General features: G+C 38.7%; 19 protein-coding genes. 10 read left to right on the top strand and 9 right to left on the bottom strand.

Annotated features, from left to right (window positions below; genetic code table 11):
• The first annotated feature begins 336 nt into the window (after nucleotides 1–336).
• Nucleotides 337–651, top strand: a complete 315-nt coding sequence (locus ACNQGS_RS07665; protein ID WP_491486809.1) for a YodL domain-containing protein — start codon at nucleotides 337–339, stop codon at nucleotides 649–651.
• A 37-nt stretch (nucleotides 652–688) separates the two neighbouring features.
• On the opposite strand, the gene ACNQGS_RS07660 is transcribed toward ACNQGS_RS07665, so the two are convergent.
• Nucleotides 689–817, bottom strand: coding sequence for a hypothetical protein (locus ACNQGS_RS07660; protein ID WP_213120496.1), 129 nt, complete (start codon nucleotides 815–817; stop codon nucleotides 689–691).
• A gap of 178 nt (nucleotides 818–995) precedes the next feature.
• Between ACNQGS_RS07660 and deoD the strand changes: the two genes are divergently transcribed.
• From deoD to ACNQGS_RS07645, 3 genes are all read left to right on the top strand, one after another.
• Entirely contained in the window at nucleotides 996–1,700 is a 705-nt protein-coding gene (gene deoD / locus ACNQGS_RS07655) for a purine-nucleoside phosphorylase (protein ID WP_491486808.1), read from the top strand.
• A gap of 212 nt (nucleotides 1,701–1,912) precedes the next feature.
• The gene (locus tag ACNQGS_RS07650; RefSeq protein WP_491486807.1) at nucleotides 1,913–3,412 is read left to right on the top strand and encodes a lmo1851 family serine protease; all 1,500 of its coding nucleotides are present in this window, start codon (nucleotides 1,913–1,915) and stop codon (nucleotides 3,410–3,412) included.
• Nucleotides 3,413–3,542: 130 nt separating this feature from the next.
• Nucleotides 3,543–4,364, top strand: coding sequence for a hypothetical protein (locus ACNQGS_RS07645; protein ID WP_491486806.1), 822 nt, complete (start codon nucleotides 3,543–3,545; stop codon nucleotides 4,362–4,364).
• A gap of 58 nt (nucleotides 4,365–4,422) precedes the next feature.
• Here ACNQGS_RS07645 and ACNQGS_RS07640 read toward each other — a convergent pair whose 3' ends face one another.
• Nucleotides 4,423–4,668, bottom strand: a complete 246-nt coding sequence (locus ACNQGS_RS07640; protein ID WP_241114009.1) for a DNA alkylation repair protein — start codon at nucleotides 4,666–4,668, stop codon at nucleotides 4,423–4,425.
• A gap of 95 nt (nucleotides 4,669–4,763) precedes the next feature.
• Between ACNQGS_RS07640 and ACNQGS_RS07635 the strand changes: the two genes are divergently transcribed.
• Nucleotides 4,764–5,240 carry a FixH family protein gene (locus tag ACNQGS_RS07635; RefSeq protein ID WP_491486805.1) on the top strand — a complete coding sequence of 159 codons (477 nt, stop codon included), beginning with the start codon at nucleotides 4,764–4,766 and terminating at the stop codon, nucleotides 5,238–5,240.
• Between the two features lie 34 nt (nucleotides 5,241–5,274).
• Here the strand turns inward: ACNQGS_RS07635 and ACNQGS_RS07630 are convergent, their stop codons facing one another.
• The 5 genes from ACNQGS_RS07630 to ACNQGS_RS07610 all read right to left on the bottom strand — a co-directional run bounded on the left by ACNQGS_RS07630 (nucleotide 5,275) and on the right by ACNQGS_RS07610 (nucleotide 7,185).
• The gene (locus ACNQGS_RS07630; protein WP_491486804.1) at nucleotides 5,275–5,634 is read right to left on the bottom strand and encodes a hypothetical protein; all 360 of its coding nucleotides are present in this window, start codon (nucleotides 5,632–5,634) and stop codon (nucleotides 5,275–5,277) included.
• A 9-nt stretch (nucleotides 5,635–5,643) separates the two neighbouring features.
• The gene (locus tag ACNQGS_RS07625) at nucleotides 5,644–6,105 is read right to left on the bottom strand and encodes an Hsp20/alpha crystallin family protein (RefSeq protein ID WP_491486803.1); all 462 of its coding nucleotides are present in this window, start codon (nucleotides 6,103–6,105) and stop codon (nucleotides 5,644–5,646) included.
• Nucleotides 6,106–6,177: 72 nt separating this feature from the next.
• On the bottom strand, nucleotides 6,178–6,654 hold the full coding sequence (locus ACNQGS_RS07620) for an Hsp20/alpha crystallin family protein (protein WP_491486802.1): 477 nt from the start codon (nucleotides 6,652–6,654) through the stop codon (nucleotides 6,178–6,180).
• Between the two features lie 28 nt (nucleotides 6,655–6,682).
• On the bottom strand, nucleotides 6,683–6,925 hold the full coding sequence (locus ACNQGS_RS07615) for a spore germination protein (RefSeq protein ID WP_213120504.1): 243 nt from the start codon (nucleotides 6,923–6,925) through the stop codon (nucleotides 6,683–6,685).
• A 17-nt stretch (nucleotides 6,926–6,942) separates the two neighbouring features.
• Nucleotides 6,943–7,185, bottom strand: a complete 243-nt coding sequence (locus ACNQGS_RS07610) for a spore germination protein (protein ID WP_213120505.1) — start codon at nucleotides 7,183–7,185, stop codon at nucleotides 6,943–6,945.
• Between the two features lie 179 nt (nucleotides 7,186–7,364).
• Between ACNQGS_RS07610 and ACNQGS_RS07605 the strand changes: the two genes are divergently transcribed.
• Together ACNQGS_RS07605 and ACNQGS_RS07600 are read left to right on the top strand one after the other, a co-directional pair.
• Nucleotides 7,365–8,138: an SDR family oxidoreductase gene (locus tag ACNQGS_RS07605; protein ID WP_491486801.1), complete on the top strand. Its 774-nt coding sequence runs from the start codon at nucleotides 7,365–7,367 to the stop codon at nucleotides 8,136–8,138.
• Between the two features lie 112 nt (nucleotides 8,139–8,250).
• Nucleotides 8,251–8,409, top strand: a complete 159-nt coding sequence (locus ACNQGS_RS07600; protein WP_213120507.1) for a hypothetical protein — start codon at nucleotides 8,251–8,253, stop codon at nucleotides 8,407–8,409.
• Nucleotides 8,410–8,479: 70 nt separating this feature from the next.
• On the opposite strand, the gene ACNQGS_RS07595 is transcribed toward ACNQGS_RS07600, so the two are convergent.
• Nucleotides 8,480–9,037 carry a GNAT family N-acetyltransferase gene (locus ACNQGS_RS07595; protein WP_491486800.1) on the bottom strand — a complete coding sequence of 186 codons (558 nt, stop codon included), beginning with the start codon at nucleotides 9,035–9,037 and terminating at the stop codon, nucleotides 8,480–8,482.
• Nucleotides 9,038–9,347: 310 nt separating this feature from the next.
• A complete protein-coding gene (locus tag ACNQGS_RS07590) occupies nucleotides 9,348–10,475 on the bottom strand; it encodes an amidohydrolase (RefSeq protein ID WP_491486799.1) in 1,128 nt (375 codons plus the stop codon).
• A gap of 168 nt (nucleotides 10,476–10,643) precedes the next feature.
• Here ACNQGS_RS07590 and ACNQGS_RS07585 point away from each other — a divergent pair, with 168 nt between their 5' ends.
• The 3 genes from ACNQGS_RS07585 to ACNQGS_RS07575 all read left to right on the top strand — a co-directional run bounded on the left by ACNQGS_RS07585 (nucleotide 10,644) and on the right by ACNQGS_RS07575 (nucleotide 12,861).
• On the top strand, nucleotides 10,644–10,967 hold the full coding sequence (locus ACNQGS_RS07585) for a DUF4870 domain-containing protein (protein ID WP_249366902.1): 324 nt from the start codon (nucleotides 10,644–10,646) through the stop codon (nucleotides 10,965–10,967).
• Between the two features lie 126 nt (nucleotides 10,968–11,093).
• Complete coding sequence (locus ACNQGS_RS07580) at nucleotides 11,094–11,948, top strand: patatin-like phospholipase family protein (protein ID WP_491486798.1); 855 nt, start codon at nucleotides 11,094–11,096, stop codon at nucleotides 11,946–11,948.
• A 121-nt stretch (nucleotides 11,949–12,069) separates the two neighbouring features.
• A complete protein-coding gene (locus tag ACNQGS_RS07575; protein ID WP_491486797.1) occupies nucleotides 12,070–12,861 on the top strand; it encodes a hypothetical protein in 792 nt (263 codons plus the stop codon).
• Nucleotides 12,862–12,880 lie beyond the last annotated feature (19 nt).

Below are 12,880 nucleotides of genomic sequence, written 5' to 3'. Positions count from 1 at the left end.
GGTGACACACATAGCAAGGTTCGAAAAATGTGTGTGGCAAAGTTTAAATTAATTTGCCTCCCTGTTGATTGGAGTGGAGGGCACTCGACTCCTGCGGGATATAGAGGTCACTGGAGACCCCACAGGCGCTATAGCGCCGAGGAGGCTCCAGGATCTCCCCGCGGAAAGCGAGTGCCCGGAGCGGAAATCAACAGGCCCGTTAGCAGAGAAAATCACCATTGTTTTTTTATAAAAAACTTTTTTCGACAAAAATAGTGTTGTTTCTTTGAAGGAATCGACAATACCCGTCTTTAATTATTAAAATAGACAAATTATTCAAATAATTGGAGGGGTATTATGATCAAAATGCTGACAAGAAGGACCTGTATTCAATATGATGTGACGCTCTTTCAAACTCCAAAACATCGCGAAAGGAAAGGGCATAAACAGGTTTACCGGACAACCATTCAAGCGGGCAGCAGAGAAAAATGTCTTCAGGAAACCTTTAGCCAATTTAATGTTACAGATAGAATCCCTCCCAATTATAAAGGAAGATTTCTATCCACATGGGATATTGTTTTAATTGATGAGGGGCGCGGAGGTCAATATTATTTTCAACTTCAGCCTGGCGGCTGGTTCCCTATAAATAGAATAATTCTTTTAAACAGATAGAGAAGGCTGACCCGTTTTGTCAGCCTCTTTTAATGCATTAGTGCTTTCTGCCTCCGGTAGCACTATCCTCTTTTGCGTGTGCCTCATGTTCAGCAATGATGGCTTCCGGCGGCACGTGATTATTTTTTTTCTGCCCACGAATTCGGTTTCGATGTTTTTTTCCCATTTTCAAACCTCCAATAGGTAATTTTCAAAATATAAATTTGGGCCTACAAATATAATTCCCCACAAAAAATAAAAAATCATGTTTTTTCTCATTTTGGTTTTTATTAAAAAATGCTGTATGTTATAGTGACTATGGTGCAACATGTTATTGCACATACATAATAAGGAGGGTTCCATTGATGAGTGTACATATCGGCGCAAAAGAGCATGAAATTGCTGAAACAGTACTTCTTCCGGGAGATCCGCTTCGTGCCAAATACATTGCTGATACGTTTTTAGAGGGGGCAGTGTGCTATAACGAAGTTCGGAATATGTTTGGATTTACTGGTACATATAAAGGGAAAAAAATATCCGTTCAAGGAACAGGAATGGGAGTTCCGTCCATTTCTATATATGTGAATGAATTAATCCAAAGTTATAATGTAAAAAACTTAATTCGGGTCGGTACTTGCGGTGCTATCCAAAAGGATGTAAAGGTCCGTGATGTCATATTGGCGATGACAAGCTCAACTGATTCTAATATCAATCGGCTGACGTTTGGACATGTTGACTATGCTCCTGCGGCAAATTTTGATTTGTTGAAAAATGCCTATGATGCAGGGGTGCAGAAGGGGCTTAACCTAAAAGTAGGCAGCGTTTTTACAGCGGATTCCTTTTATAACGATAATGCCGAACTTGAAAAGTGGGCGAAATATCAAATCCTTGCTATTGAAATGGAAACAACAGCGCTTTATACTCTTGCTGCCAAGTTTGGCCGTCGGGCCCTTTCTATTTTAACTGTCAGTGACCATATTTTAACCGGGGAAGAGACAACGGCCGAAGAAAGACAATTGACCTTTAATGATATGATAGAAGTCGCATTGGAAGCAGCTATTAAGGAATAATCGACATAACCCCCTTCCGGAAAGAAGGGGGTTACTATTTTTAATTAATATTTAATAATTTTTTCATTAACTTTTCTTTGTTAAATTTATTAAAAAGATGTTATTCTAAACACTAAGGGTAATTTTTTAGATTTATAAAGTGCTTCAAAAATTATAGCGAGTCTTGACTTTGCTAGTCACGAAAGCAAGTCCGCTTCTTATTTTGATGGTTAATGAAAGTGGTGAAGGCTTTGGAAGAAGAGAAAATGGATCAGGAAAAAGTTGAGCAGGAGCAAATGTCGGATAACAATAAGCCGGGATATATTCGTTTAAAAAGATTTCACTTTATTATGCTGCTTTTTTTGATTGTTTTTTTATCAGCAGGAATCACTACAGTTGCCCTTTCATTTGGTGATGAAAAAGTAGTGACAGTTAACAACGACCGAAAAGAATTTGCAAAACTGTATGAAGCATTTGACACCTTAAATAAGGATTATTACAAAAAGGTAAATGATCAAAAACTGATTAATGGAGCCATTAACGGAATGGTGGAATCCTTGGACGATCCTTATTCTGATTATATGAGCAAAGATGAGGCCAAAAATTTTAATAACAGCATTTCTTCATCGTTCGAAGGAATTGGCGCTGAGATTCAAGAAAAAGACGGTCATATTATGATTGTCTCGCCGATAAAAGGGTCCCCGGCGGAAAAAGCCGGTTTACAGCCTAATGACATTATTCTTTCAGTTGATGGAAAAACCCTTCAGGGCATGACATCTACTCAGGCTGTAACCATTATCAGGGGCAAGAAGGGATCGAAGGTCGAATTGTCCATTAAGAGAACAGGACAAGATACCCCGATTTCTGTACCGATTATTCGCGATCAAATCCCGATTGAAACGGTCTATGGGGAAATGGTTGATGACAAAATCGCAAAAGTGCAAATTACAAGCTTTTCAACTAATACCGCAAAAGAATTGACAAGTACATTAAATGACTTGCAGAAGAAAGGGATGAAAGGTCTTGTATTAGACCTTAGACAGAACCCAGGCGGTCTTTTGGACCAGGCTGTAAGTATATCGAGTATGTTTGTTCCAAAAGGAAAAGTAATTGTTAAGGAAGAAGACCGTAATGGCAAGATAAAAGAAATTGCATCACAAAATGCCGGCAGTCCTAATCTTCCTTTAGTTGTTCTTATTGATAAAGGCAGCGCCAGTGCATCTGAGATCCTTGCTTCTGCGGTTAAAGAATCAGCTGGTGTTACATTGGTTGGCGAAAAATCGTTCGGGAAAGGAACCGTGCAGACTGCTTCCAATTTCACAGACGGCTCCAACCTGAAATTTACGATTGCCAAGTGGCTGACACCTAATGGTAATTGGATTCATAAAAAAGGGATTAAGCCTGATGTGGAAGTGGCATTACCGGATTATGCATCCTTGTCAATCATTAATCCTGATAAAGAGCTGTCATTCTCTTCATCTTCAGCTGAAGTCCAAACCGCTCAGAAAATGTTAAAAGCCATTGGTTTTGACCCGGGCCGTGAAGACGGATTCTTTGATGAAAAGACAAAAGAGGCTGTAACTGCATTCCAGACCGCCAATAACCTGCCGGCTGATGGAATCCTAAAAGGCGACTCTACCATGAAACTGATGGAACTATTAAGGGAAAAAATCAAATCTGACGATACCCAAGTTCAAAAAGCAGTCGAAGTCTTAAAAGAAAAAATGCAATAAACGAAGGGCCTGCCACCAATCTGCTTAAGTTAAGCAGCGGGGGCAGGCTTATTAAATTTAATGAATGAACATGACTTCTTCAGGTAACTCTTTAAATAGTGTATTTTTTGTATTTAAAGGGGGGGATTTAATGAAGAAGATATCCATCATTTGGCTATTGATCGGCATCCTCCTCGTTGGGCAAAGGGTTCAGGCCGATAGCGATATCAGTTATAAAATCGAAATGCTTGATTGGAAACAGGTCGATGTAATATTGCCGCGGTATTCTAAATTTACCGTCATCGATCTGGAAACGGGGAAACGATTTAAGGTGCAGCGGCGTGCTGGCAGCAATCATGCTGATGTTCAACCATTAACCGTAAAAGATACGAAAATCATGAAAAAAATTTATGGCGGAAAATGGAGCTGGAAACGCAGGGCGATAATCGTTATGGATCAAAAAGACAATTGGATTGCTGCATCCATGCATGGAATGCCCCACGGGGCCGGTGCTTTAAAAAATAATTTTCCGGGCCATTTTTGTATTCATTTTTATGGGAGCACAACGCATCGGACAAATTCCATGGATTTATCCCATAAGCTGATGATTCTCAAATCAGCTGGAAAATTGGACGATTATCTGGGTGAAGCCAATCCTTACGAGGTAATCAATGCTTACATAACTGGCTTTAAACAACAGGATGCAAGCATTATTTCAGAGGCTTCGGTGCAAAATATCCGTTTGAAGCCAATTCTAAAGAATATTGAAAATGTTAGAATTTCACGCATGGAGTTATTGCCACCAGAGGATTTATTAGAAGAAATTAGCTTGGAGGTTCCCGTTGAAATTGATTGGGTGATAAAAAATCGCGGCCGACAGATCTATAAAGGGGCTATTCATTTGGTGCGCTTTTCTCCTGCAGATGCTTGGAAGATTGATTCGAAACAATTTATTAAAGTAAATAACCTATAAACAAAAAACACCTTAATGAGAGGAGATTTCCTCCATAAGGTGTTTTTTTAGTGAAATACTAGATTGGCTGTTCGCCATGTTTGATAAATGTTCGTTCATCTTCAATTAATCCGCAGGCCCCGCATTGAACTCGATAATCAGGTCCGTTGTACGGAAGATGAAACGGTTCTAACTCATTACTGGCGTATTCTCGAATGACAGAGCCCGACTGAGGGTCCATTTTTACGGAATGAGATACTTGTTGAATAATATTAAAACGGCTTCGATTGGTTTTACAATTTGGACATCTGTATGGTGTTGTCATAGGTTTCTCCTTTCATTGACTTGTTAAAATCTATTTTTTGCAATAATATTGGTAAGTATGTACAATTCAAGTGAAGAGATAGGAGGGGAAAATAAATGAAAAAATTTCTTTGGTGTGTGCTGTCTATTCTTTTTTTAATTTTGGCAGCCTCTTGCGGTAAACAGGAAAATCATAACGCAACCAATGAGCCTCCGCAAATAATAGAGGTAGCTCTTACTATTAAACCGGAAAAAGCAGAACCAAATAAGCCGGTTATATTTGAGGCAAAGGTAACTCAAGGAAAAGAAGCAGTTGAGGACGCAGATGAAGTGACGTTTGAGATTTGGCGGTCAAAAGACGAAAAACATGAAAAAATCAATGTTAAACATGCGGAAAATGGAATTTACCGCTTAGAAAAATCCTTTCCAACCGAAGGTACCTACTATGTAATTTCCCATGTGACTGCAAGAGACATGCACAGCATGCCCAAAAAGGATTTCGTTGTCGGTACACCAAGTGAACCCGAAGACCCAAATGCAAGCCACTCAAATATGGATATGAAAGGTCACGACAATTCTACTAATGGACATTAAAAAAGACAGCCTTTGGCTGTCCTTTTTAGAGTTTTCATTTAACTTTAGCATCTTTTATACCTTTCTTTTCAAGCTTTTCTTTTATCTTAGCTCTTATTTCTTCAGAAAAATCTCCTTCATAAGACGTTCCTACTGTTAAATGTCCTGATAGTTCATTAATATCTAACTGACCAAAATTGATGGTGCTATCCTGCTTTCCCACTGTCAATTTTTCAATCAAAGATTTATTTAGATTATGCCAATTTAAATTAACATTTTTTACATTCGGTTTTGTTGACTCTGTTTCTTGTTTAAATTCCTGTATGGCCGCCTTAAGAACAGCAATTCTTTTCTCTAACTCGGAAATTTTTTTATGCCCTTGCTTCTTGGTGAATTTTCCTGACAAAATTTGCATCATAGTACTTTATTCAGGATCGGCAGAATTAAAGGTAATAGGAATGTCTTCAACTTCTTCTAGATTAATGGGCATAAAAATCATTAAAATCCCGTTTTTAATATCTGTCTTTATTTGTTGGCTGACCGTTGGATACGGAAGTATTAATTCCTTCTTAAACTTCCGATTAGCCCGTTCTTTAATATGATACTTGCGATTAGTCTGCAGTGATTTAAATTCCCCTTTGATGGTAAGCACCTGCTGCTGGATGGATATATTGAGATGATCCCGTTCCAATCCGGGGACCTCGGCTTCAAGGATCAGCATATTATCCTCCTCGAATAAATCACATTTTGGAAAAAAATCGCTGATGGTTTGTGGATTGAAAGGGGCTGCAGAAGTTTGCTTGGAATCGAAAATATTGTTCCAAAAATCCTCAGATTGGAAGCTATGCGCTGCATCCATCCATTTTTTTAATTTATCAATCTCCATCATATCACCCCTTGAAAATGGCCAGTTATTTCATCTTATTAATTTGATAAAAAAACATGCAAGAAATTAGTATTATAAAATTTCCGTTACATCAATCTGTGAAAACTGCATATCGATATTTTTCGGGATTTTCACTTCAAGGGTGCCATCTTTATAGTTTGCTGCTGCACCTTTCTTTTTGACAATGGCTGGGAGGGTGATGGTGTGTTTATCTCCGGGTTCGGGGATGTGTTCGAGAATAAGCTGATTTGACGTATGATACAGGCGAAGTTTTTTGATCCATTCTTCATCTTTAATGGGGATCCTTACAAATACGTAATCGTGTGTCTCAAAGGCTGAGGAGTTTAATGCCCCGGTTCCAGGCTGAGAAGTGGAGGATTGCGGCCCAAAGCCACTGAACATTTCCTGCGGGTTCATCATTCCTTTCATATTTCCGGGTAAAACCTTGCCAATGATATCCTGAACGTATTTGTCAATCTCCTCTGGTTTCATTTTTTGAAGAGATTCCCTCACGTCTTTGTTAAAAGGGAACATATTCCATGGGAACATAACATTACATCCTTTCGATTGCTAAAAATTATATTTGATTCAAAATCGGGGCTGAAGGGTTAGCAATTTGGTCCTGATCAGTAATATCAATATCGGTATAAACATTGACATGACCGGAGGATGAAGGAGATAAATCACCAAAAGCCATATTCGTACCGATTAATTTTTGGTTAGAGGTATGGCTGTTTTGGACAATTGGGCCAAAATCAATGTTGGCATTATTATTCATGGCATTTGTTTTAATGTTAAATATATTAATTTGAAAAGGCATGATAATTTTTCAGTCCTTTATATGGGATTTGAAAAGACGTTAGATGGATTCGCGATATCTCCCATATCATTGATGTCCGGATCAATAAAGACATTCTCCATAGCAGCAGTCGGCGGTGCGAAATCTCCATAGGATGCATTTTGTCCCTGGGATTTAGTATTGGCCGTGTGCGCATTATGAAGTGCGTCACCGATGTTGACAGACCCATTGTTTGAGACACTGTTGATTTTAAAGCTGAAAATGTTGATAACAGTCTGCATGCTGTCACATCCTTTACACATTGTTACGGTATAGTATGCAGATGAATGCCCATAGGTTATTAAATCTTGGGATTACCATCCAAGGATATTGTCCAGTGCAAAGTAAATATTTGCATAAATAGAGGATTCTTTTTAACATATAGTATAAGGTGAAAATATATTTAGAGAGGTAATTGTTTGTGGGAAAACGAACAGCTTTGATTACAGGAGGGGTATCTGGAATAGGAAAGGCAACAGCCTTCCACCTTGCAGATAAAGGGTATCAGCTTGTAATCAACTATCGTAATAGTGAAGTGGAAGCAAATTCTTTAGCAAAGCAATTAGACAGGCAATTTGGAACAAAAAATCTTGCCATTCAAGGTGATGTCGCCAATGAAGGGGATTGTCACCGCATTGTAAAGGAAGCCGTATCAGCATATGGGAGCATCGACGTGTTTATACATAATGCAGGGCCTTATGTACATGAGCGAAAAAAGCTTGCGGAATACACCTTTGACGAATGGAATTATATCCTTCAAGGAAATTTAAGTTCTTTTTTTTATTTATCGAAAGAGATTATCCCTTTAATGCGAAAACAAAAATGGGGAAGAATTATTACATTAGGCTTTGACAGGGCAGAAACTGCTCCTGGCTGGATTTACCGTTCTGCCTTTGCATCTGCGAAAACTGGCCTAGCCTCCTTAACTCGGACCATTGCGTTAGAGGAAAGAGAATACGGCATTACAGCAAATATGGTCTGTCCAGGGGATATCACAAATGAATGGAAAGAAAAGAATATTATCGAAGCCACAGAAGCGAAAATCAGTGCAGCAGCATTCGAAAGACAGGGAACTGGCGAAGATATCGCTCGTGTGATCGGTTTTATCGTAGAGGAAAAGTCTGATTTTATTACGGGTAGCATTATTCCTGTTACCGGGGGTTGTGATGTTTTAGGAAAGGTTTTTAAAAGTTAATATAGACACTGGAAAATGATTTATAATTTTTTGAACTATTTGATAGTCAAGTATGATAGCAGCTCCTTTTGTTAATAATAGTAAGTAATCATCGATGAAAGGAGCAAAGAGTATGAGTTTTAACCTCAATCGAATTAATCCTAATCAAACCCAAGTGTTTTTTCATGATGGCCGCTTTGAAACGCTGACAAATGAGGAACTAGAAGAATTTTTGCTCCATATGGGTCTTAGTGATATAAATGAATCAATGGAACAAAACGTAACGGAATAATTTTTTATCTTACTAAAAAAGGCAATCGAGGTTTTATTAACCACGACTGCCTTTTCTTTTGCAATCAACTTTATGCTTCGAGACGCTGAGATTCTTCTGAATTTGAGCCGTTTCGCAGCAAATTTAAGGTATAAAGGTCTTTAGGAATTTCATATAAATCAAAAATGTCACCATTTGCGTTTAATTGTTCATACAACGATTTTCTAGATTCATTTGCTTTCATAACATAGGGGAGTTTTTCCGCAGCTTTTATGGAGCGAATATTAACTTTACGGATTCTCATAAAAACTGTTTCGATGCCTAATTCATAAAATAACTCTTGAAAAAATGCGTCTTTAGCTAAACTATTGTAGCCTTTACCATGATATGGTTTTCCGAGCCAGGTTCCCAGAAATCCGGCGTTGCCCTCAACATCAAATAAGCTGATGGTCCCGATTGGTGATCCCCATTCATCAAGGATCGTCCGGGATATGATCTCCCCGCGCTCTTCGGCTTCAATGGTTTGTTTTGTCATAAATAAAAATTCCTCATAGGAAGCGGCTTTTTGGCGCACAAAAGGGAAGACATCTGGATGCGTAATTAGATTGTATAATTCGTGGCTGTCATGTACATCGCGTTTTTTTAACATGATTATCCCTCCATTTAGGGCATTCCGATCCCATGTCAAAAGAAGCGGTCCACCCTCGAAATTTTTTTAAGTTGAAAAAAAATTTCGGGGTGGGAATCGAACCCACTAGAACCAGTCAAAACTGGTGGCGCACCATTTGCCTTCCCAATTTTCAATTGTTTGTGTAAAGCAGATTTTGATTGTAAACCCCCAATGGAATTACGCTAATGAAATCAGTTTCACCTAGAAAATCATACAAGAAAAATTTCAAAAAATAAATAGTTATTTGTAGGATTTTTGGTGAAATTTTTTACCAATTTTCAACAAATTTCTACGAATCCTGATAGATGAATTCACCGCCAATCATTGTCCATAATGGTTTCGCCAAATAATGAAAAGGGTGTTGGCTCCATAGGACCAAATCCGCCTCTTTTCCAGCTTCAATACTTCCTACTCTGTGGTCGATTTTCAGATTTTTGGCCGGCAGGATTGTGATGCCTTCAAGCGCCTTTTGTTCCGGCAAGCCTTCCCTGATGGCAAGACTTGCGCAAATATTTAAATATTGAATGGGTACATATGGATGGTCAGTCGTAATCGATACATCAATACCATGCTTGGTAAGCTCCTGATAGGTTTTCCATGTTTTGTTTTTTAGTTCGATTTTCGATCTTCGCGTTAAAGTCGGGCCAACCGATACCTGTAAGCCAAGACCGGAAAGCTCATTCGCTATTAAATGCCCTTCCGTACAGTGTTCAATTCGCAAATCAAGATTAAACTCTTCAGCGAGCCGTAATGCAGTAATAATGTCATCTGCACGATGGGCATGGATTCTTACAGGTATTTCTCTTTTCAGTGCCATAACGAGGGGTTTAATCCGGAAATCATCAGGATTCTCCGTGTTAATGGCTTGAAAGAAAGCTTCTCTGAGCATCCCCATGATTCCCATTCTTGTTATGGAATTACTGTTTCCATGACTGTGAATTCGCTTCGGGTTTTCCCCTAGGGCAATCTTTAGCCCTGCCGTCTCCTCGACAATCATTTTTTTGATGTTTTTTCCGGTAGTTTTGATGATGGCGGTGGTACCGCCAATTACATTGGCACTTCCCGGCATAATATGGACTGTGGTGATCCCACTTTTTACCGCATCTGTAAAAGCAGGATCTAGTGGATGAACCCCATCAATGGCCCTGATGTGCGGCGTCATAGGCTCATGCGTTTCGTTGGCATCGTTGCCGGCCCAGCCTGTACCTTCGTCATACAAACCCAAATGGGTGTGAACGTCGATAAATCCAGGAAAGAGGCAGTGCCCTTCGCAATCGATTATTTGGATGTCTGCGTCATAGGTGATGCTTTCTTCTACTTTTATTATTTTTCCATTTTCAATTAATACATCACCGCAGCGGATCGGTGCAGTTGTAACCGGGTAAATGGCCGCGTTTTTTAAAAGTAATTTTTTCATAAGTAAAACCTTTCTGAATGGGTTTATAGTATTTTATCCATTTTAACAAGGGAAAAGTGGTTATTAAAGGCTTTTTCATTATTTTTCCGGTGTTTTTTGGTACTAATGACACATTTAAATATGCTTTGCGTAATAGTATATAGGAGTATTTATTAGGGGGGACCGCGTTTGGTTAGTAATGAGGAAAGAACAATGGCTGCTGTCATGTATGTGTTGAATTTTTTTGTGCCTGTAATCGGACCGCTGATTATTTGGCTGTTAAAGAAGGAAGAATCAGCATTTATTGATTATCATGGGAAGGAATATTTTAATTTCACAATTTCTTATATTGTTTACTTTGTCATTAGCAGTATCCTTATTGTTCTACTCGTCGGGCTGTTCCTAATTTGGGTGGTCGGTATCGCGGCCGCAGTATTTAATATCATTGCGGCGGTGAAAGCTTATGAAGGAAAGGAATACCGTTTCCCATGGATTTTCCGGTTAATAAAATAAGTGAGGGATGATAGGCTGTCTTTGACAGTCTATTTTTTATAGCTGAAAAAGTCTTTTCATTTTGCAAATGGGTAGAGATAAACTATAATTTCTATTGTTTAATTGGCAAAGAAGGGACGGATCTGCATGAATCATCGAGTCGGTTTGGTTTTGGAAGGCGGAGGGATGCGCGGTGTTTATACTGCGGGTGTCCTCGAATACTTTTTAGAGCAGGAAATGTTCTTCCCCTATGTTATTGGCGTATCTGCAGGGGCATGCAATGCAGCCTCCTATTTATCGAAACAAAAAGGCAGAAATAAAACCGTCACGATTGAATATGCTTCTGACCCGCGATATATTTCGTGGAAAAACTATTTTAAGAATCGGCAAATTTTTGGAATGGATTTTATTTTTGATGAAATTCCCAACAAACATATTCCTTACGACTTTGACAGGTTTTATCAAAATCCTTCAGAATTTGTCATCGGGACGACTGATTGCATGACTGGTGAACCTGTTTATTATAATAAAAAGGATTATGGGAAAGATCTTCTGACTGTTTTAAGGGCCTCCAGTTCATTGCCGTTTATTGCACCTGAAATCCGCTTTAAGGAAAAAATTCTGCTCGATGGCGGAATCAGCGACCCCATTCCGATCAAAAAGGCAAAACAGGATGGCTATGAAAAAAATATTGTCATCTTAACCCGTAATGCCGGTTATCAAAAAAAGCCATCTAAATTTCATTTTCTGGCTGACAGAAGGTACCCTGAATATAGTGGTTTGTTAACAGCACTTCGGAATCGCTATCAACAATATAATGATACGCTCAATTACTTGGATGAAGAAGAGAAAAATGGGAGCAGCTTTGTCATCCGCCCTACAGTACCGCTTCAAGTAGGAAGAATTGAACGTAATCCACGTAAACTAGAAATACTTTATAATCAAGGCTATGAGGATGCAAAAGCATTAAAAGACTCTATCATAAAATATATAAACGAGTAAAAGAAGAGGTCAACATTGAATCTTCTTTTTCTATTTTTTGATTGCTAGAAAAACTTCTATCATTTTTTAGTGGAAGCAAAAATAGATTAATATAGAAAGGAAATGATAAGGAGTTTTCTTAATGAGAATAGACCAACATTATCGGGCTTCCGCCAATCTTAGTTTAAACGGCAGCATTGCTGCCATACTGCCGGCCATGCTGATTGTTTCAGGGAATTTTTCCTTTTTTAAAACAAATGAAATTATGTTTTTAACCATTCCGTTTATCCTCTATAGTTTCTTTGCGTTTCAACTCTATCTTTTTAGAATGAAGCAATCGCAGTCGATTCAGCGAAATATGATCTTGATTAAAGAAGAAAAACCTGCCCGGTCTTTTTTTGAGGCCCGTCACTTGTTACTTCTTCATGTCCAAACCTTTTCTCCCAGGTTACAGCTTTTTTTTTCAAACGGACATTTAGCGGCCTCGATAGTGAAAAAATCAGGCGGAGGTTATTTCAACTTTAACCGCAACAAAACCTTTACTCTCTGCAACTCACATGATGAGATGATTGGTTTTTATAAGGTAAACGAAAGCAAAATTCTTAAAATTGAAGTGTTTGATAGGAATTGGAATTACTTGGGGTGCATGGAGAAAAGGAAAATTTCCTGGAACAAATACAAGAAAGAATTACTGGATGCCAACGGTAAATATATTGGCGCCGTTGAGGGCACCGCGTTGTATATGGATGAGCAGGTTTTAAACAAAGGAGAAAAAATGGTGGGAAGGCTTAGAAGAGGCTGGATGCCGATGGAATGGAGCGGCCTGTTTCCGGATCCCAATACCCCGGTACTCACCTTCACGGATAGATTATCAGAGGAGGACAAGCTGTTAAGGCTGTCATTTTTAATAAATGAATACTTTATTGAAAGATAAAATTCAACTTGTTTCCCCT

The sequence above is a fragment of the Neobacillus sp. PVCKKU3 genome (assembly GCF_058323225.1).
Note: the sequence above shows the minus strand (reverse complement) of the source record. Positions and strands in the feature narration are given on the sequence as shown.

Coding starts and splice junctions, on each gene's coding strand:
- ACNQGS_RS07665 (WP_491486809.1), top strand. CDS start 337: ATGATCAAAATGCTGACAAGAAGGACCTGTATTCAATATGATGTGACG.
- ACNQGS_RS07660 (WP_213120496.1), bottom strand. CDS start 817: ATGGGAAAAAAACATCGAAACCGAATTCGTGGGCAGAAAAAAAATAAT.
- deoD (WP_491486808.1), top strand. CDS start 996: ATGAGTGTACATATCGGCGCAAAAGAGCATGAAATTGCTGAAACAGTA.
- ACNQGS_RS07650 (WP_491486807.1), top strand. CDS start 1,913: ATGAAAGTGGTGAAGGCTTTGGAAGAAGAGAAAATGGATCAGGAAAAA.
- ACNQGS_RS07645 (WP_491486806.1), top strand. CDS start 3,543: ATGAAGAAGATATCCATCATTTGGCTATTGATCGGCATCCTCCTCGTT.
- ACNQGS_RS07640 (WP_241114009.1), bottom strand. CDS start 4,668: ATGACAACACCATACAGATGTCCAAATTGTAAAACCAATCGAAGCCGT.
- ACNQGS_RS07635 (WP_491486805.1), top strand. CDS start 4,764: ATGAAAAAATTTCTTTGGTGTGTGCTGTCTATTCTTTTTTTAATTTTG.
- ACNQGS_RS07630 (WP_491486804.1), bottom strand. CDS start 5,634: ATGCAAATTTTGTCAGGAAAATTCACCAAGAAGCAAGGGCATAAAAAA.
- ACNQGS_RS07625 (WP_491486803.1), bottom strand. CDS start 6,105: ATGGAGATTGATAAATTAAAAAAATGGATGGATGCAGCGCATAGCTTC.
- ACNQGS_RS07620 (WP_491486802.1), bottom strand. CDS start 6,654: ATGTTCCCATGGAATATGTTCCCTTTTAACAAAGACGTGAGGGAATCT.
- ACNQGS_RS07615 (WP_213120504.1), bottom strand. CDS start 6,925: ATGCCTTTTCAAATTAATATATTTAACATTAAAACAAATGCCATGAAT.
- ACNQGS_RS07610 (WP_213120505.1), bottom strand. CDS start 7,185: ATGCAGACTGTTATCAACATTTTCAGCTTTAAAATCAACAGTGTCTCA.
- ACNQGS_RS07600 (WP_213120507.1), top strand. CDS start 8,251: ATGAGTTTTAACCTCAATCGAATTAATCCTAATCAAACCCAAGTGTTT.
- ACNQGS_RS07595 (WP_491486800.1), bottom strand. CDS start 9,037: ATGTTAAAAAAACGCGATGTACATGACAGCCACGAATTATACAATCTA.
- ACNQGS_RS07590 (WP_491486799.1), bottom strand. CDS start 10,475: ATGAAAAAATTACTTTTAAAAAACGCGGCCATTTACCCGGTTACAACT.
- ACNQGS_RS07580 (WP_491486798.1), top strand. CDS start 11,094: ATGAATCATCGAGTCGGTTTGGTTTTGGAAGGCGGAGGGATGCGCGGT.
- ACNQGS_RS07575 (WP_491486797.1), top strand. CDS start 12,070: ATGAGAATAGACCAACATTATCGGGCTTCCGCCAATCTTAGTTTAAAC.